Annotated in this window: 16 protein-coding genes; all 16 read left to right on the forward strand. The window is 62.2% G+C overall.

Features of this window, described 5'->3' with window-relative positions:
* Positions 1–268 precede the first annotated feature (268 nt).
* The 16 genes from rpsB to dnaE all read left to right on the forward strand — a co-directional run bounded on the left by rpsB (position 269) and on the right by dnaE (position 18,535).
* Entirely contained in the window at positions 269–1,006 is a 738-nt protein-coding gene (gene rpsB, locus B2Y33_RS13030) for a 30S ribosomal protein S2 (protein WP_003252287.1), read from the forward strand.
* A 182-nt stretch (positions 1,007–1,188) separates the two neighbouring features.
* Positions 1,189–2,052: a translation elongation factor Ts gene (gene tsf, locus B2Y33_RS13035; protein ID WP_023534066.1), complete on the forward strand. Its 864-nt coding sequence runs from the start codon at positions 1,189–1,191 to the stop codon at positions 2,050–2,052.
* Positions 2,053–2,232: 180 nt separating this feature from the next.
* Complete coding sequence (gene pyrH, locus B2Y33_RS13040; RefSeq protein WP_023534028.1) at positions 2,233–2,976, forward strand: UMP kinase; 744 nt, start codon at positions 2,233–2,235, stop codon at positions 2,974–2,976.
* Positions 2,973–3,530, forward strand: a complete 558-nt coding sequence (gene frr / locus B2Y33_RS13045) for a ribosome recycling factor (protein ID WP_049695527.1) — start codon at positions 2,973–2,975, stop codon at positions 3,528–3,530. The genes pyrH and frr overlap by 4 nt, the downstream gene beginning before the upstream one ends.
* 15 nt (positions 3,531–3,545) lie before the next feature.
* Positions 3,546–4,301: a polyprenyl diphosphate synthase gene (uppS, locus tag B2Y33_RS13050; RefSeq protein ID WP_027913873.1), complete on the forward strand. Its 756-nt coding sequence runs from the start codon at positions 3,546–3,548 to the stop codon at positions 4,299–4,301.
* The gene (locus tag B2Y33_RS13055; protein WP_028686886.1) at positions 4,301–5,116 is read left to right on the forward strand and encodes a phosphatidate cytidylyltransferase; all 816 of its coding nucleotides are present in this window, start codon (positions 4,301–4,303) and stop codon (positions 5,114–5,116) included. Before uppS ends, B2Y33_RS13055 begins: the two co-directional genes overlap by 1 nt.
* Positions 5,113–6,303, forward strand: coding sequence for a 1-deoxy-D-xylulose-5-phosphate reductoisomerase (gene ispC, locus B2Y33_RS13060; RefSeq protein WP_059183692.1), 1,191 nt, complete (start codon positions 5,113–5,115; stop codon positions 6,301–6,303). The genes B2Y33_RS13055 and ispC overlap by 4 nt, the downstream gene beginning before the upstream one ends.
* A 67-nt stretch (positions 6,304–6,370) precedes the next feature.
* A complete protein-coding gene (gene rseP, locus B2Y33_RS13065) occupies positions 6,371–7,723 on the forward strand; it encodes an RIP metalloprotease RseP (protein WP_206405784.1) in 1,353 nt (450 codons plus the stop codon).
* Positions 7,724–7,797: 74 nt separating this feature from the next.
* Positions 7,798–10,149, forward strand: coding sequence for an outer membrane protein assembly factor BamA (bamA, locus tag B2Y33_RS13070; RefSeq protein ID WP_027913877.1), 2,352 nt, complete (start codon positions 7,798–7,800; stop codon positions 10,147–10,149).
* A gap of 44 nt (positions 10,150–10,193) precedes the next feature.
* The gene (locus tag B2Y33_RS13075; RefSeq protein ID WP_023534153.1) at positions 10,194–10,697 is read left to right on the forward strand and encodes an OmpH family outer membrane protein; all 504 of its coding nucleotides are present in this window, start codon (positions 10,194–10,196) and stop codon (positions 10,695–10,697) included.
* A 1-nt stretch (position 10,698) separates the two neighbouring features.
* Positions 10,699–11,754, forward strand: coding sequence for a UDP-3-O-(3-hydroxymyristoyl)glucosamine N-acyltransferase (gene lpxD / locus B2Y33_RS13080; RefSeq protein WP_111475253.1), 1,056 nt, complete (start codon positions 10,699–10,701; stop codon positions 11,752–11,754).
* A 113-nt stretch (positions 11,755–11,867) separates the two neighbouring features.
* Positions 11,868–12,308, forward strand: coding sequence for a 3-hydroxyacyl-ACP dehydratase FabZ (gene fabZ / locus B2Y33_RS13085; protein ID WP_023534097.1), 441 nt, complete (start codon positions 11,868–11,870; stop codon positions 12,306–12,308).
* Positions 12,305–13,081, forward strand: a complete 777-nt coding sequence (lpxA, locus tag B2Y33_RS13090) for an acyl-ACP--UDP-N-acetylglucosamine O-acyltransferase (protein ID WP_027913879.1) — start codon at positions 12,305–12,307, stop codon at positions 13,079–13,081. Before fabZ ends, lpxA begins: the two co-directional genes overlap by 4 nt.
* A 1-nt stretch (position 13,082) precedes the next feature.
* Entirely contained in the window at positions 13,083–14,210 is a 1,128-nt protein-coding gene (gene lpxB, locus B2Y33_RS13095; RefSeq protein WP_027913880.1) for a lipid-A-disaccharide synthase, read from the forward strand.
* A 1-nt stretch (position 14,211) separates the two neighbouring features.
* Positions 14,212–14,835, forward strand: a complete 624-nt coding sequence (rnhB, locus tag B2Y33_RS13100) for a ribonuclease HII (protein ID WP_059183693.1) — start codon at positions 14,212–14,214, stop codon at positions 14,833–14,835.
* Between the two features lie 175 nt (positions 14,836–15,010).
* Positions 15,011–18,535 (forward strand): DNA polymerase III subunit alpha, encoded by a 3,525-nt coding sequence (gene dnaE / locus B2Y33_RS13105; RefSeq protein WP_027913882.1) that lies wholly within the window; start codon positions 15,011–15,013, stop codon positions 18,533–18,535.
* Positions 18,536–18,602 lie beyond the last annotated feature (67 nt).

Genomic DNA, 18,602 nt, shown 5'->3' on the forward strand with positions numbered 1-18,602 from the left:
CACGCGGCCCTTGCAAACACGCCACACCTGCACCGTCGCTGGTCGTGCGCTGGCGCACATGCCCTGCCGTCCGGCGGTTGGGGGGTGAGTTTCGTGTTTTGTTTGCGCGCAGCCTGTGGTATAACATGCGCCGCTTTCGGAGCCAGCTCCGTCTGCATCCAAACCCACACACGTGTCGACACGATGGCCTGGGTGCCCCGAGCTTCAGGGTTCGCGGGTTGGTCATTGGGATACGTGGAGGCCCAACCCGACTTATCAAGGAACTATCATGTCCCAAGTCAACATGCGCGATATGCTGAAGGCCGGTGTGCACTTCGGCCACCAGACCCGTTACTGGAACCCGAAAATGGGCAAGTACATTTTCGGTGCGCGCAACAAGATCCACATCGTCAACCTGGAAAAAACCCTGCCGATGTTCAACGACGCCCTGTCGTTCGTTGAGCGCCTGGCCCAGGGCAAGAACAAGATCCTGTTCGTCGGCACCAAGCGTTCCGCCGGCAAGATCGTCGCCGAGCAAGCTGCTCGTTGCGGTTCGCCGTACGTTGACCACCGTTGGTTGGGCGGCATGCTGACCAACTACAAGACCATCCGTGCTTCGATCAAGCGTCTGCGCGACCTGGAAACTCAGGCCGAAGATGGCACCTTTGCCAAGCTGACCAAGAAAGAAGCCCTGATGCGCTCCCGCGATCTGGAAAAACTGGACCGCAGCCTGGGCGGCATCAAGGACATGGGCGGTCTGCCTGACGCTCTGTTCGTCATCGACGTTGATCACGAGCGCATCGCGATCACCGAAGCCAACAAACTGGGTATCCCGGTCATTGGCGTTGTCGATACCAACAGCAGCCCGGAAGGTGTTGACTACATCATCCCAGGTAACGATGACGCCATTCGCGCTATCGAGCTGTACATGACTTCCATGGCTGACGCTGTCATCCGTGGCCGCAACAACGTTGCTGGCGGCACCGAAGTCTACGCTGAAGAAGCGGCTGCACCTGCTGCCGAGTAATAGACGCTAGCGTCGACTTGGCACGCGAAAAGGGGGCTATGCCCCCTTTTTGCCACCTTGAAATCCTGCTGTCGGCAGCCGTCCCTTTCATGGGCATGCAGGCACAGACAGCGGATTAGCAGAATTGAACGCCCGTCACAAACGGGTGGAATGGTTGAAAAACTTTCCAAGAGGATTTTGAAATGGCAGCAATTACTGCAGCGCTGGTCAAAGAACTGCGCGAGCGTACCGGCGAAGGCATGATGGATTGCAAGAAAGCCCTGGAAAAGGCTGACGGCGACATCGAAAAAGCCATTGACGACATGCGTGCCTCGGGCGCCATCAAGGCCGCCAAGAAGGCTGGCAACGTGGCTGCCGAAGGCGCTATCGCCGTCAAGACCGACGGCAAGGCCGCCGTACTGCTGGAAGTGAACTCGCAGACCGACTTCCTGGCCCTGCAAGACGACTTCAAGAACTTCGTCGCCGAAAGCCTGGAAGAAGCCTTCGCCCAGAAGCTGACCGACGCCGCTCCGCTGATCGCCTCGCGTGAAGCTGCCCGTGAAGCCCTGGTCGCCAAGTGCGGCGAAAACGTCAACATCCGCCGCCTGGTACGTGTGGAAGGCGACGTGGTCGGCGCCTACCTGCACGGCAACAAGATCGGTGCTGTCGTTGTCCTGAAAGGCGGTGACGTCGAGCTGGCCAAGAACATCGCCATGCACGTTGCAGCGTCCAACCCCGAGTTCCTGGACTCGTCGGAAATCTCCGCCGAAGCCATCGAGCGCGAGAAGGGTGTCTTCCTGCAGCTGAACGCCGACAAGATTGCCGGCAAGCCGGAAAACATCGTTGAAAACATGATCAACGGCCGTATCACCAAGTTCAAGGCTGAAGCCTCGCTCAAAGAGCAGGCGTTCGTCATGAACCCGGAAGTCAAGGTCGGCGAGCTGGCCAAGAAAGCCGGTGCTGAAATCGTTTCCTTCACCTACTTCAAGGTTGGCGAAGGCATCGAGAAGCCAGTCGACGACTTCGCTGCCGAAGTTGCCGCACAGGTTGCTGCTGCCAAGCAGTAAGACAGCCCCGTCTGTCGCCCCAAAGAGGCTGCCCGCTCACGCGCGCAGCCTCTTTGTCAAAGCGGCGAGGCGTTTACACGACGCTGCCGCCGCTGGCGCCGAAACGGTGCCACGCTACAGTTAGCAGGCTGCAAACAGCCCGCACGAATTTTCTACAGTACGCCGCAGGAGAGACTCGCAATGGCTCAGCAGGTGAGTGGTCGCCAACCTCGCTATAAACGCATTTTGCTCAAACTTAGCGGCGAGGCCCTGATGGGCTCCGAAGACTTCGGGATCGACCCGAAGGTGCTTGATCGCATGGCCCTTGAAGTAGGGCAGCTGGTCGGTATCGGTGTGCAGGTCGGCCTGGTCATCGGTGGTGGCAACCTGTTCCGAGGGGCTGCGCTGAGCGCCGCCGGCATGGACCGCGTTACCGGCGACCACATGGGGATGCTGGCTACCGTGATGAACGCCCTGGCCATGCGCGATGCGCTGGAGCGCTCGAACATCCCGGCACTGGTCATGTCGGCCATCTCCATGGTGGGCGTCACCGATCACTATGACCGTCGCAAAGCGATTCGCCACCTCAACTCCGGGGATGTGGTAATTTTCTCCGCCGGTACCGGCAACCCGTTCTTCACCACCGACTCGGCAGCCTGTCTGCGAGCCATCGAAATCGATGCCGACGTGGTGCTGAAGGCGACCAAGGTCGATGGTGTGTACACTGCCGATCCATTCAAGGACCCGCACGCCGAGAAGTTCGATCGCCTGACCTATGACGAGGTCCTGGACCGTAAGCTCGGCGTGATGGACTTGACCGCAATCTGCCTGTGCCGTGACCACGGCATGCCATTGCGGGTATTCAACATGAACAAGCCAGGCGCCCTGCTGAACATCGTGGTGGGCGGCGCTGAAGGCACTCTGATCGAGGAAGGCCAAGCATGATCAACGACATCAAGAAAGACGCGCAGGACCGCATGACCAAGTCCATCGAGGCCCTGGGCCGCAACCTGGCGGCCATCCGCACCGGTCGCGCGCACCCAAGCATTCTGGACAGCGTCAAGGTCACTGCCTGGGGTAGCGAGATGCCGCTGAACCAGGTCGCTGCGATCAGCGTCGAGGACGCGCGCACCTTGAAGATCGTCGCTCACGACAAGAACCTGAGCGCTGCCATCGAAAAGGCCATCCTGACCTCCGACCTCGGGCTGAACCCGTCGAGCGCCGGCACCACCATCCGTGTGCCGATGCCTGCCCTGACCGAAGAAACCCGCAAGGGCTACACCAAGCAGGCCAGCGGCGTTGCCGAAGACGCCAAGGTCGCCGTGCGCAACGTGCGTCGTGATGCCCTGGCGGACTTGAAGAAGCTCACCAAGGACAAGTCCATCAGCGAAGACGAAGAGCGCCGCGCTGCCGATGACATCCAGAAGCTGACGGACAAGTTCGTCGCCGAGGTGGATGCAGCCTTCAAGGCCAAGGAAAAGGACCTGATGGCCGTCTAAGGCCGGGTTTTTTTAATGGAAAAGACCAAGCCAGCGGTGCCTCCCTCGGTGCCGCGTCACGTCGCGATCATCATGGACGGCAACAATCGCTGGGCGAAACGGCGCTTGTTGCCTGGCGTTGCCGGGCACAAGGCAGGCGTCGATGCCGTGCGCGCAGTCATCGAAGTCTGCGCCGAGGCCGGCGTCGAAGTGCTGACCCTGTTTGCCTTCTCCAGTGAAAACTGGCAGCGACCTGCCGATGAGGTCGGTGCATTGATGGAGTTGTTCTTCTCGGCGCTGCGCCGCGAGGCACGTCGCTTGAACGACAACAACATCAGCCTGCGCATCATCGGCGACCGCTCGCGCTTTCACCCGGAGTTGCAGGCTGCCATGCGCGAAGCCGAGGCGCTGACCGCAGGCAACAGCCGCTTCATCCTGCAGATCGCCGCCAACTACGGTGGGCAGTGGGACATCGCCCAGGCCGCGCAGCGGCTGGCGCGTGAAGTTCAGGCTGGCCATCTTCGCCCCGACGACATCACCCCAGGGTTGTTGCAGACGTGCCTTGCGACCGGCGAGCAGCCTTTGCCGGACTTGTGCATCCGCACCGGCGGCGAGCATCGCATCAGCAATTTCCTGTTGTGGCAACTGGCCTACGCCGAGTTGTATTTCTCCGACCTTTACTGGCCGGACTTCAAACACGAGGCCATGCGCAGTGCATTGGCTGATTTCGCTTCGCGCCAGCGCCGCTTTGGTAAGACCAGCGAGCAGGTCGAGGCTGGAGCGCGTGCTTAATGCTTAAACAACGCATCATTACCGCGCTGATCCTGTTGCCCATAGCGCTGGGTGGGTTCTTCCTGCTCGAGGGGGGCAACTTCGCCCTGTTCATCGGTCTGGTGGTAACGCTCGGCGCCTGGGAGTGGGCACGGTTGGCGGGGTTGATGGCTCAGCCCCTGCGTGTCGCCTATGCCTTGGTCGTTGCCGGGGCGTTGATGCTGCTGTACATCCTGCCGGAGCTTGCACCCTGGGTGCTTGGGGCTGCCGTCATCTGGTGGGGGTTGGCCACTTGGCTGGTGCTAACGTACCCACGCACCAGCGAACTGTGGGCCAGCGCTGCCTGCCGGCTGCTGATCGGCCTGCTGGTGTTGCTGCCGGCCTGGCAAGGCCTGGTGCTGCTCAAGCACTGGCCGCTGGGCAACTGGCTGATCCTGTCGGTCATGGCTCTGGTCTGGGCCGCCGACATCGGTGCGTACTTTTCCGGCAGGGCCTTCGGCAAGCGCAAGCTGGCGCCGCAGGTCAGCCCTGGCAAAAGCTGGGAAGGCGTGTACGGCGGGCTGGCGGTCAGCCTGGTGATCACCCTGGTGGTGGGTATCAGCCGAGACTGGAGCATTGGTCAGCTGCTGCTGGGTCTGGCAGGCGCTGCGCTGGTGGTCATGGCCTCGGTGATCGGCGACCTGACCGAAAGCATGTTCAAGCGCCGCTCGGGCATCAAGGACAGCAGCAATCTGCTGCCTGGCCACGGTGGCGTGCTCGACCGCATCGACAGCCTGACGGCGGCCATCCCATTGTTCGCCGTGCTGTTGTGGGCGGCTGAATGGGGTGTGATGTGAGTCAAGTGCAACGCATTACCGTGCTGGGGGCCACCGGCTCCATTGGTCTGAGTACCCTGGACGTGATTGCCCGCCACCCTGAGCGCTATCAGGCCTTCGCCTTGACCGGCTACACCCGCGTCGAGGAGCTGTTGGCCCTGTGTGTGCGGCATCGCCCGGCCTACGCCGTGGTGCCGAGCGCCGACGCGGCGGGGCGCCTGCGTGCAGGCCTGGCAGCGGCAGGGTGCGCTACCGAAGTGCTGGAAGGCGAGGCCGGGTTGTGCCAGGTCGCCTGCGCCAGCGAAGTGGATGCGGTCATGGCCGCCATCGTCGGCGCCGCCGGCCTGCGGCCGACCCTGGCCGCCGTGCAGGCCGGCAAGAAGGTGCTGCTGGCCAACAAGGAGGCCCTGGTCATGTCGGGCGCCTTGTTCATGGACGCCGTGCGTCAGTCGGGCGCCGTGTTGTTGCCCATCGACAGTGAGCACAACGCCATCTTCCAGTGCATGCCCGGCGACTACGCGCGCGGGCTGAGCGCTGTGGGTGTGCGCCGCATTCTGCTGACGGCCTCGGGTGGACCGTTCCGCCAGACATCGACCCAGGCCCTGCAGGACGTCACGCCCGAACAGGCGTGCGCCCACCCGAACTGGTCGATGGGGCGCAAGATTTCCGTCGATTCGGCCAGCATGATGAACAAGGGCCTGGAGTTGATCGAGGCATGCTGGCTGTTCGATGCGCCGCCCAGCTTGGTTGAGGTGGTGGTGCACCCGCAGAGCGTGATCCACTCCCTGGTTGATTACGTCGACGGTTCGGTGCTGGCACAGTTGGGTAATCCGGACATGCGTACACCCATCGCCAATGCCCTGGCCTGGCCAGAGCGAATCGATTCCGGGGTCGCGCCGCTGGACCTGTTCAGCATTGCGCGCCTGGATTTCGAGGCGCCCGATGAGCAGCGTTTCCCTTGCCTGCGCCTGGCACGACAGGCGGCGCAGGCAGGCAACAGCGCCCCAGCCGTGCTCAATGCGGCCAACGAAGTGGCGGTGCAGACGTTCCTCCAGGGCCGTATCCGCTTCCCGGAGATCGCGAGTATGATCGAACAGGTACTGGACCAGGAGCCCGTGGTGCCGCTGACTTCGCTGGAAGCAGTGTTTGCCGCCGACCAGCGCGCGCGCGAGCTGGCCTGGGCCTGGCTGGACCGCAACGGCCGCTGAGGCGGGCTCGCCCGGTCATCGACGACAGCACCCCTATTGACCCATTGCTCATCATTCGGAGATGGACATGACAGCGCTCTACATGATCATCGGTACGCTCGTCGCCTTGGGTGTGCTGGTCACCTTCCATGAGTTCGGCCACTTCTGGGTGGCGCGTCGCTGTGGCGTGAAAGTGCTGCGGTTTTCCGTGGGCTTCGGTACGCCGCTGGTGCGCTGGCATGATCGCCAGGGCACCGAGTTCGTCATTGCAGCCATTCCACTGGGTGGCTACGTGAAAATGCTCGACGAGCGCGAAGGCGACGTGCCCCCTGCACTGGTGGGTCAATCATTCAATCGCAAGCCCGTCGGCCAGCGCATCGCGATCGTTGCCGCGGGGCCGGTCGCCAACTTTTTGCTGGCCATCTTCTTCTTCTGGGTGCTGGCGATGCTCGGCAGCCAGCAGATCCGACCGGTAATCGGCACCGTCGAGAATGGCAGCCCGGCGGCAGCAGCAGGGCTGACGGCCGGCCAGGAAATCGTCTCAGTGGATGGCAAGCCGACCAACGGTTGGTCGGCGGTCAACCTGCAATTGGTTCGCCGCCTGGGTGAGAGCGGCACGCTGAACATCGGTGTGCGCGATGAAGGCAGCAGTACCGATCAGCAGCGCCAGGTGAAACTCGACCAGTGGTTGAAAGGTGCCGATGAGCCCGATCCGATTCGCTCGCTGGGGCTTCAACCCTGGCGCCCGGCCATCGAGCCGGTGCTGGCCGAGATCGACCCCAAGGGGCCGGCCGGGGCGGCGGGCTTGAAGACCGGCGACCGGTTGTTGGGCATCGGCGGCCAGTCGGTGAACGAATGGCAGCAGGTGGTCGATAGCGTGCGCGCGCGGCCCGGCGCCCAGGTGGTAGTGCGTGTGGAGCGCGACGGTGCGCCCTTGGACGTACCGGTAACGCTGGGCGTGAAGGGCGAGGGTGAGGCGGCGGCAGGCTACCTGGGGGCGGGCGTCAAAGCCGGTCAATGGCCGGCCTCGATGCTGCGCGAAGTCAGCTATGGGCCGCTGGAGGCGGTGGGTGAAGGCCTGTCGCGCACCTGGAACATGAGCGTGCTCACGCTTGGGTCACTGAAGAAAATGCTGTTCGGTGAGCTCTCGGTAAAAAACTTGAGTGGACCGATAACCATTGCTAAAGTGGCGGGCGCTTCAGCCCAGTCCGGCGTGGGGGATTTCCTGAATTTCCTGGCCTACCTGAGCATAAGCCTGGGGGTTCTTAACCTGCTGCCCATCCCGGTACTGGATGGGGGGCACTTGCTGTTCTACCTGGTTGAATGGGCGCGCGGTCGTCCGTTGTCTGACCGGGTACAAGGTTGGGGGGTCCAGATCGGTATCAGTTTGGTCTTGGGGGTGATGTTGCTCGCCCTGATCAACGATCTGGGTCGACTATAAAAGCTTCGCTCAATTGCGAAACCTGTCGTTCATGACGGCAGGTTGTTTATTGCCAGTTGGAATAAAAGGACTTCATGAAACGTCTGTTGCTAACTGCGGTGCTCTCCGCACTGATGATCGCTGAAGTTCACGCCGAGTCCTTCACCATCTCCGATATCCGCGTCAATGGCCTGCAGCGGGTTTCCGCCGGCAGCGTCTTCGGTGCCTTGCCCCTGAACGTGGGCGACCAGGCCGATGACCGGCGCCTGGTGGAGTCGACCCGCTCGCTGTTCAAGACCGGGTTCTTCCAGGACATCGAGCTGAACCGTGATGGCAACGTGCTGATCATCAATGTGGTCGAGCGCCCGTCGGTGTCGAGCATCGAGATCGAAGGCAACAAGGCGATCAGTACCGAAGACCTGATGAAGGGCCTGAAGCAATCGGGCCTGGCCGAAGGCGAGATCTTCCAGCGTGCTACCCTCGAAGGCGTGCGTAACGAGCTGCAGCGCCAGTACGTGGCCCAGGGCCGCTACTCGGCCGAGGTCGACGCCGAGGTGGTGCCTCAGCCGCGCAACCGTGTGGCCTTGAAGATCAAGATCAACGAGGGCACCGTCGCTGCCATCCAGCACATCAACATCGTTGGCAACAACGTGTTCGATGACGACACCCTGGGTCAGCTGTTCGAGCTCAAGACCACCAACTGGTTGTCGTTCTTCAAGAATGACGACAAGTATGCCCGCGAAAAACTGTCCGGTGACCTGGAGCGTCTGCGTTCCTACTACCTGGACCGCGGCTACATCAACATGGACATCGCGTCCACCCAGGTGTCCATCACGCCTGACAAGAAACACGTCTACATCACCGTCAACATCAACGAAGGCGAGAAGTACACCGTCCGTGACGTGAAGCTCTCCGGTGACCTCAAGGTGCCGGAAGACCAGGTCAAGTCGCTGCTGCTGGTGCAGCCGGGCCAGGTGTTCTCGCGCAAGGTGATGACCAGCACGTCCGAGCTGATCACCCGCCGCCTGGGTAACGAAGGCTATACCTTCGCCAACGTCAACGGTGTGCCTCAGCCAAACGACCAGGATCACACCGTCGACATCATGTTCGTGGTCGATCCGGGCAAGCGTGCCTACGTCAACCGCATCAACTACCGCGGCAACACCAAGACCGAAGACGAAGTGCTGCGCCGCGAAATGCGTCAGATGGAAGGCGGCTGGGCCTCGACCTACCTGATCGACCAGTCCAAGACCCGTCTGGAACGGCTGGGCTTCTTCAAGGACGTGAACGTCGAGACCCCACCGGTGCCGGGCACCGACGATCAGGTCGACGTGAACTACAGCGTCGAAGAGCAGGCCTCCGGTTCGATCACCGCCAGCGTCGGCTTTGCCCAGAGCGCAGGCTTGATCCTGGGTGGCTCGATCAGCCAGAGCAACTTCCTGGGTACCGGTAACAAGGTTTCCGTTGGCCTGACCCGGTCCGAGTACCAGTCGCGATACAACTTCGGCTTCGTCGATCCCTACTTCACTGCCGATGGCGTGAGCCTGGGTTACAACGCCTTCTACCGCAGCACCAACTACGACGACCTCGATGTCGACGTGGCGAGCTACGCGGTGGACAGCCTGGGTGCCGGTGTGAGCCTGGGTTACCCGATCAGCGAGACGTCGCGCCTGACCTATGGGTTGAGTGTGCAGCAGGACAAGCTCAAGACCGGTAAGTACACCGTTGACGAGATCTTTGATTTCATCAACAAGGAAGGCGAGAACTTCACCAACTTCAAAGCCTCGATCGGCTGGTCCGAATCGACGTTGAACAAAGGTGTGCTGGCGACACGCGGTCACTCTCAGAGCCTGAGCCTCGAAACCACGATTCCAGGCAGCGACTTGTCGTTCTACAAACTGGACTACCGCGGCCAGCTGTTCAAGCCATTGAGCCAGAACTACACCCTGCGTCTGCACACCGAACTGGGTTACGGTGACGGCTTCGGGGGTACCTCCGGTCTGCCGTTCTACGAGAACTACTACGCGGGCGGCTTCAACTCGGTTCGCGGCTTCAAGGACAGCACCCTGGGGCCGCGCAGTACGCCAAGTAAACTTAACGAGAAGAACGGAACTCTGCTTGACCCCGACCAAGACCCGCTTCCATTCGGCGGCAACGTCCTGGTCCAGGGCGGCGTCGAGTTGCTGTTCCCGCTGCCGTTCGTCAAGGACCAGCGTTCCCTGCGCACCTCGGTCTTCTGGGACGTGGGTAACGTGTTCGACACCAACTGCGGCAACAAGCCGGACTGCACCAAGGTCGGTTTCTCCGACATGGCCAGTTCGGTCGGTCTTGGCGTGACGTGGATCACGGCCTTGGGCCCGTTGAGCTTCAGCCTGGCGATGCCGATCAAGAAGCCGGACGAGGCAGACACCCAGGTGTTCCAATTCTCTCTGGGCCAGACCTTCTAAGGTCGGCCCTTGCTTAACGACAACGGTTTATCCAGGAGTTCATCGTGCGCAAGTTGACCCAAATGGCCGTAGTGGCCGCGGCGCTGGTCGCCACCCCGGCTTTCGCCGAAATGAAGGTTGCCGTTCTGAACTATCAGATGGCACTGCTCGAGTCCGATGCCGCCAAGAAGTACGCCGTGGATGCCGAAAAGAAGTTCGGCCCTCAGCTGACCAAGCTCAAAGGCCTGGAAAGCAGCGCCAAGGGCATCCAGGATCGCCTGATCAAGGGCGGTGACAAGATGCAGCAGCAGGAGCGTGAGCGCCTGGAGCTCGAGTTCAAGCAAAAGGCCCGTGACTTCCAGTTCCAGTCCAAGGAGCTGAACGAAGCCAAGGCCGTTGCCGACCGCGACATGCTCAAGCAGCTCAAGCCCAAGCTGGACGGCGCCGTCGAGGAAGTGATCAAGAAGGGCGGTTACGACCTGGTGCTCGAGCGCGGTGCGGTCATTGATGTCAAGCCTCAGTACGACATCACCCGCCAGGTTATCGAGCGTATGAACCAAGCCCGTTGATATGACCGTGACCATGACGCTTGGCCAACTGGCCGAGACCCTCGGGGCCACCCTCAAGGGCCCCGAGACGCTGCAGATCACAGGCCTTGCCACCTTGCAGGAGGCCGGGCCGGGTCAGTTGAGCTTTCTTGCCAACCCGCAGTACCGCAAATACCTGGACGAGAGCCAGGCGGCTGCCGTGCTGCTCAAGGCCGCCGATGCCGAGGCGTTCGCCGGTCATGCCCTGATCGTTGCCGATCCCTACCTGGCATATGCCCGCATTTCCCACCTGTTCGACCCCAAACCCAAGGCTGTGGCGGGGATTCACCCCAGCGCCGTGGTGGCCGGGGATGCCCAGGTAGATGCGACGGCCAGTGTCGGGCCTTTCGCGGTCGTTGAAAGCGGTGCGCGTATCGGCGCCCATGTCACCATCGGTGCCCACTGCTTCATCGGTGCCCGCTGCGTGATCGGCGAAGGGGGCTGGCTGGCGCCGCGGGTCACGCTGTATCACGATGTCACCATTGGCAAGCGGGTGGTCATCCAGTCCGGCGCAGTGATCGGTGGTGAAGGCTTTGGCTTTGCCAACGAGAAAGGCGTGTGGCGCAAGATCGCCCAGATCGGCGGGGTCAGCATTGGTGACGATGTGGAGATTGGTGTGAACACGGCCGTGGACCGTGGCGCCTTGTCCGACACCTGCATCGCCGACGGCGTCAAGCTCGACAACCAGATCCAGATTGCCCACAACGTGCAGATCGGGGAGCATACGGCCATGGCCGCGTGCGTGGGTATCTCCGGCAGCACGCGTATCGGCAAGCATTGCACCATCGCCGGTGGCGTGGGCATGGTCGGTCATATCGAGGTCTGCGACAACGTTTTCGTGTCCGGAATGACCATGGTGACCCGCTCGATCACCGAGCCGGGTGGCTATTCTTCCGGGACTGCCATGCAGCCTCTGGCTGACTGGCGCAAGAGCGCCGCGCGTATCCGCCACCTGGACGACATGGCCAAGCGTCTCCAGCAGTTGGAAAAACGCGTCGATACCGTGACCTCAGGTGGGCAGCCGACATCAGAAGGCTGATACCATTTCCTGAGCAAGAGTGAACAGTCGCTAGCTGGCTCCTCTTTGGATTGCAAAAGGAGCGTGTGGTCAGCACCTGCGCTCCCTATTCTTATACAGGCTTCCCCCCCGAAATGATGGACATCAACGAGATTCGCGAATACCTGCCTCACCGTTACCCGTTCCTGCTAGTGGACCGCGTGACGGATCTGGATTACGAGGCCCAGAGCATTCGTGCCTACAAGAATGTCAGCATCAACGAGCCGTTCTTCAACGGTCACTTCCCGGCGCACCCCATCATGCCCGGCGTCCTGATCATCGAAGCCATGGCCCAGGCGGCCGGCATCCTCGGTTTCAAGATGCTCGATGCCAAGCCTGCCGACGGCACCTTGTACTACTTCGTAGGCTCCGACAAGCTGCGTTTCCGTCAGCCGGTGCTGCCGGGTGACCAGCTGGTGCTGGAAGCGAAGTTCCTGAGCCGCAAAAGCATGATCTGGAAATTCGAATGCCGTGCCCTGGTCGACGGCAAGGCAGTATGCTCGGCCGAAATCACCTGTGCGGAACGCTCCCTATGAATTCGATTGATCCTCGGGCCATCATCGACCCTTCGGCCAAGCTGGCCGAAGGCGTCGAGGTGGGCCCTTGGTCGATCGTTGGCCCCGATGTCGAAATCGGGGAGGGCACCGTCATCGGCCCACACGTTGTGCTCAAGGGGCCGACCCGGATCGGCAAGCACAACCGTATCTTTCAGTTTTCCTCGATTGGCGAAGACACCCCGGACCTCAAGTACAAGGGTGAGCCCACCCGCCTGGTGATCGGCGATCACAACGTCATCCGTGAAGGCGTCACGATCCACCGCGGTACCGTGCAGGATCGCGCCGAAACCACCGTCGGCGACCATAACCTGATCATGGCCTATGCCCACATTGGCCATGACAGCGTGATCGGCAGCCACTGCATTCTGGTCAACAACACTGCGCTGGCGGGCCATGTGCATGTGGGCGACTGGGCGATCCTATCCGGGTTCACCCTGGTGCACCAGTATTGCCACATCGGCGCCCATGCGTTTTCTGGCATGGGCACGGCCATCGGCAAGGACGTACCCGCGTTCGTCACCGTTTTCGGCAGCCCCGCCGAAGCGCGCAGCATGAACTTCGAAGGCATGCGCCGCCGTGGTTTCAGCGACGAGGTCATCCATGTGCTGCGTCGCTGCTACAAGATCGTCTACCGCCAGGGCCTGACGGTGGAGGATGCATTGCGCGAACTCGAAGCGCCGGCGGCGCAGCATCCCGAGGTCGAGCTGTTCCGCCAGTCGATCGTGAGTTCGGCCCGCGGCATCACTCGCTGACATGGCCCAGCTCTGCGTAGCCCTAGTCGCCGGTGAAGCCAGCGGCGACATCCTCGGTTCCGGCTTGATGCGCGCCTTGAAGGCGCGCCATCCCGATGTGCGCTTCATCGGTGTCGGTGGCCCGCTCATGGAGGCCGAAGGCCTGCAATCCTACTTCCCCATGGAGCGCTTGGCCGTCATGGGGCTGGTCGAGGTGCTCGGTCGCCTGCGTGAATTGCTCAAGCGCCGCAAGCTGCTGGTCCAGACACTCATCGAGCAGAAGCCGGACGTGTTCATCGGTATCGATGCGCCCGACTTTACGCTGGAGATCGAACTCAAACTGCGCCAGGCGGGGATCAAGACCGTCCATTACGTCAGCCCTTCAGTGTGGGCATGGCGGCAAAAACGCGTGTTGAAGATACGTCAGGGTTGCGACCTGATGCTGACATTGTTGCCGTTCGAGGCCCGCTTCTATGAAGAGCAGGGCGTGCCGGTGCGATTCGTCGGCCACCCGCTGGCCGATACCATTGCCCTGCAGGCGGATCGGCCCGCGGCGCGCGCCGCCCTGGGCCTGGGCGATGGCCCGGTGGTCGCCCTGATGCCAGGCAGCCGTGGGGGCGAAGTCGGGCGCCTGGGTGCGCTGTTCCTGGATGCAGCGCAACGTCTGCAGCAGCAGGTGCCGGGTGTGCGCTTCGTGCTGCCCTGTGCCAACGCCGCTCGCCGCGCGCAGCTCGAGCAAATGCTCGAGGGCCGCAACTTGCCGTTGGCCCTGCTCGATGGCCGCTCGCACGAGGCGCTTGCCGCGTGTGACGCCGTCCTGATCGCATCGGGTACGGCCACCCTGGAAGCGCTGCTGTTCAAGCGACCCATGGTAGTCGCCTACCGCCTGGCGCCGCTTACCTACTGGATACTCAAACGGTTGGTGAAAAGCCCCTACGTGTCCTTGCCCAACCTGCTGGCGCGCCGTGCACTGGTGCCCGAGTTGCTGCAAGACGCCGCGACCAGCGAAGCGCTGGTCGATGCGCTGCTGCCCTTGCTGCGCGACGGTAGCGGGCAAACCGACTCGTTCGACGAGATTCACCGCACGTTGCGCCGGGATGCCTCCAATCAGGCCGCCGACGCCGTGCTGGCCCTGCTGGAGAAACGCTGAGATGCAGTTCGGTCTGGATTTCAACCTGGTCGAAGACTTGGTCGCCGGCGTCGACGAAGTGGGCCGCGGCCCCCTGTGTGGCGACGTGGTGACGGCTGCCGTGATCCTTGACCCAGCACGCCCGATCCTGGGGCTGAACGACTCGAAGAAGCTGACCCAGGCACGCCGTGAGGCCTTGTTCGACGAAATCTGCGACAAGGCCCTGAGCTTTTTCATTGCCCGCGCTGAAGTCGAAGAAATCGATCGCCTCAATATCCTGCATGCCACCATGCTGGCCATGCAGCGCGCGGTGGAAGGCTTGCACATCACCCCGAACATGGCCTTGATCGACGGCAATCGCTGCCCGCAGCTGTCGGTGCCCTCGGCACCGGTCGTGCAGGGGGATGCCAAGGTGCCCGCCATCGCGGCGGCTTCGATCCTGGCCAAGGTAACGCGGGATCGCGAAATGGGCGCCTTCGAGCTGATCTACCCCGGGTACGGCATAGGCGCGCACAAAGGCTACCCGACGCCGGTCCACCTGGAGGCACTGGCACGGCTCGGGCCGACGCCCATTCATCGTCGATCGTTTGCGCCCGTGCGTGCCGCCTGGGGTGTGCGTGAGGCTGTGGCCGCCTCGCTGATCTGATACCCAACCCTGCCGTATCCAGGGGCTTGAGGCCCTGCGGGGCCGGGCTGGACCACGTTCCCGGGCATTTGCTCAGGCCGCCCTGCCGTCGCGCAGGGGCAACCGGCCCTCAAAACCCCTGCCCAATTGAGCTACAATCGCGCCCTTGTCGTTAAGCACTGCTACAGGATCATTCATGTCGGTTTCCTTCGTTCACCTGCGCGTCCACTCCGAATTCTCGCTGGTCGACGGTCTGGTCCGGATCAAACCGCTGGCCAAGGCGCTGGCCGGGATGAACATGCCTGCGGTGGCGATCACCGACCAGAGCAACATGTGCTCGCTGGTCAAGTTCTACAAGGCGGCCATGGGGGCGGGCATCAAGCCGATCTGTGGTGCGGACCTGTGGTTGGCCGGTGAAGATGCGCAGGCGCCGCTGTCGCGTATCTGCTTCCTGGCCATGAACCCTCTGGGCTACCGCAACCTGACCGAGTTGCTTTCCCGGGGCTGGACCGAGGGCCAGCGCAATGGCCTGGTCATCATCCAGCGTGACTGGATTGCCGCGGCCAGCGAAGGCCTGATCGCGCTTTCGGCGGGCAAGGAAGGCGACATCGGCATGGCGTTGCTGGGGGGGCGTAGTGAGGAGGCGCAAGCGCTGCTCGAGGACTGGATGGCCATGTTCCCCGAGCGCTTTTATGTCGAAGTCCAGCGCACCAGTCGCCCCAGGGACGAAGAGTATGTGCATGCCGCCGTGGCCCTGGCCGATCGGCTGGGTGCGCCGCTGGTGGCCACCAACGATGTGCGTTTCATCAAACAGACCGATTTCGACGCCCACGAAACCCGTGTATGCATCGGTGAAGGCTGGACGCTGGACGATCCGCGTCGCCCGCGCCTGTACAGCGACCAGCAATACCTGAAATCGGCCGAGGAAATGGCCGAGCTGTTCAGCGACCTGCCGGACGCCCTGGCCAACACCGTCGAAATCGCCAAGCGCTGCAATATCCAGGTGCAACTGGGCAAGTACTTCCTGCCTGACTTCCCCACGCCCAATGGCATGGGGATCGATGATTACCTGCGGCACGTGTCCCACGAAGGCCTGGAAGAGCGCCTGGCGGTGCTGTGGCCGAAAGAGACCACGCCCGACTACGAGCAAAAGCGCCAGGTCTACCTCGATCGGCTGAAGTTCGAGCTGGATATCATCATCCAGATGGGCTTCCCCGGTTACTTCCTGATCGTGATGGACTTCATCAAGTGGGCCAAGAACAACGGCGTACCGGTGGGGCCTGGCCGAGGCTCGGGTGCAGGCTCGCTGGTGGCCTACGTGCTCAAGATCACCGACCTCGACCCGCTGGCCTACGACCTGCTGTTCGAGCGCTTCCTGAACCCTGAGCGGGTGTCCATGCCCGACTTCGACGTCGACTTCTGCATGGACGGCCGGGACCGGGTCATCGACTACGTGGCAGAGGCCTACGGGCGTAATGCCGTGAGCCAGATCATTACCTTTGGCACCATGGCGGCCAAGGCCGTGGTGCGCGACGTGGCACGCGTGCAAGGCAAGTCCTACGGCCTGGCCGATCGTCTGTCGAAGATGATTCCGTTCGAAGTGGGCATGACCCTGGAGAAGGCCTACGAGCAGGAAGAAATCCTGCGCGACTTCCTCAAGGGTGACGAGGACGCTCGCGAAATCTGGGACATGGCCCTGAAGCTCGAAGGCGTCACGCGCGGTACCGGCAAGCACGCCGGTGGCGTGGTCATTGCGCCGACCAAGCTTACTGATTTCTCGCCCATCGCCTGCGACGAAGAAGGCGGTGGCCTGATCACCCAGTTCGACAAGGATGACGTGGAGGCGGCGGGCCTTGTGAAGTTCGACTTCCTGGGCCTGCGCACCCTGACCATCATCAAGTGGGCGATGGAGATCATCAACCGTGAGCAGGCCAAGAAAGACCTGCCCGACCTGAACATCGACTTCATCCCGCTCGATGACCGCAAGACCTACGAGCTGTTGCAGAAGGCCGAAACCACAGCGGTGTTCCAGCTCGAATCGCGCGGCATGAAAGAGCTGATCAAGAAGCTCAAGCCCGACTGCCTCGAAGATCTCATCGCCTTGGTGGCACTGTTCCGCCCCGGCCCGCTGCAGTCGGGCATGGTAGACGACTTCATCAACCGCAAGCACGGACGTGCCGAGCTGGCCTACCCGCATCCGGACTATCAGTACGACGGCTTGCAGCCGGTGCTGGCGCCGACCTACGGCATCATCCTGTATCAGGAGCAGGTGATGCAGATCGCCCAGGTGATGGCAGGGTACACCTTGGGTGGCGCCGACATGCTGCGTCGGGCGATGGGCAAGAAGAAGCCCGAGGAAATGGCCAAGCAGCGCGGCGGTTTCATTGAAGGCTGTGCCAATAATGGAATCGATGGGGATCTTGCGGGCAACATCTTCGACCTGGTAGAGAAGTTCGCAGGTTACGGCTTCAACAAGTCTCACTCGGCCGCCTATGGCCTGGTGTCCTACCAGACAGCCTGGCTCAAGACCCACCACCCGGCACCGTTCATGGCCGCGGTGTTGTCGGCGGACATGCACAACACCGACAAGGTGGTGGTGCTGGTCGAGGAAGTGCGCACCATGAAGTTGCGTCTGGACGCGCCAGATGTGAACTTCTCGGACTTCAAGTTCACCGTCAACGACGATGGCCGCATTGTCTATGGCCTCGGCGCCATCAAGGGCGTGGGTGAGGGGCCTGTGGAGGCGATCGTCGAGGCCCGTGCCGAGGGCGGCCCGTTCAAGGACCTGTATGACTTCTGCGAGCGTATCGACCTCAAGCGCGTCAACAAGCGCACCCTCGATGCGCTGGTGCGCAGTGGCGCGCTGGACCGGCTCGGCCCGCACTTTCATGACGAGATCAAGGCTTACCACGCCCACATCGACATCAACCGGGCCATCCTGCTGGCGGCACTGGGCGATGCCATCAAGGCGGCCGAGCAGACGGCCCGCACGGCCGACAGCGGTCACATCGACCTGTTCGGCGGCATGTTCGACGAGCCGGACGCCGACGTGTATGCCAGTTATCGCAAAGCGCGACCACTGACGCTCAAGGAGCGGCTCAAGGGCGAGAAGGACACGCTGGGGCTTTACCTCACCGGTCACCCGATCGATGAATACGAGGCTGAAATCCGCCGCTTCGCGCGCCAGCGCATCATCGACCTCAAGCCCTCGCGCGAAACCCAGACCATCGCCGGCATGATCATCGCCCTGCGGGTCATGAAGAACAAAAAGGGCGACAAGATGGGGTTCGTCACCCTGGACGACAGGTCTGGCCGCATCGAGGCCTCGCTGTTTGCCGATGCCTATATCACGGCCCAGTCACTGCTGCAGAACGATGCGATGGTGGTGGTCGAAGGGGAGGTCAGCAACGACGATTTCTCAGGCGGCCTGCGGCTGCGGGTCAAGCAGGTGATGACCTTGGAGGATGCCCGTACCAAGCTGGCCGAGAGCCTGCGCCTGAAGGTCGCCCACGAGGCGCTCAAGGGCGATCGCCTCAAGTGGCTGGGTGAGTTGATCACCCGTCACCGCGGCGCCTGCCCGATCACGCTGGAATACACCGGCAGCGATGCCAAGGCCATGCTGCAATTTGGCGACCAGTGGGCCATCGACCCCGCAGACGGGCTGATTCAGACCCTGCGTGACCAGTTCGGACGTGAGAACGTCTTTTTGCAATACCGTTGAGCCGCTCAACATTTAATCTCGACCTGAAGGCGCCTGATCCCTTAAGGTATGGCGCCAAACGGATCAA

The organism is Pseudomonas sp. UBA5666 (assembly GCF_002420785.1).
Classification (GTDB): domain Bacteria; phylum Pseudomonadota; class Gammaproteobacteria; order Pseudomonadales; family Pseudomonadaceae; genus Aquipseudomonas; species Aquipseudomonas fulva.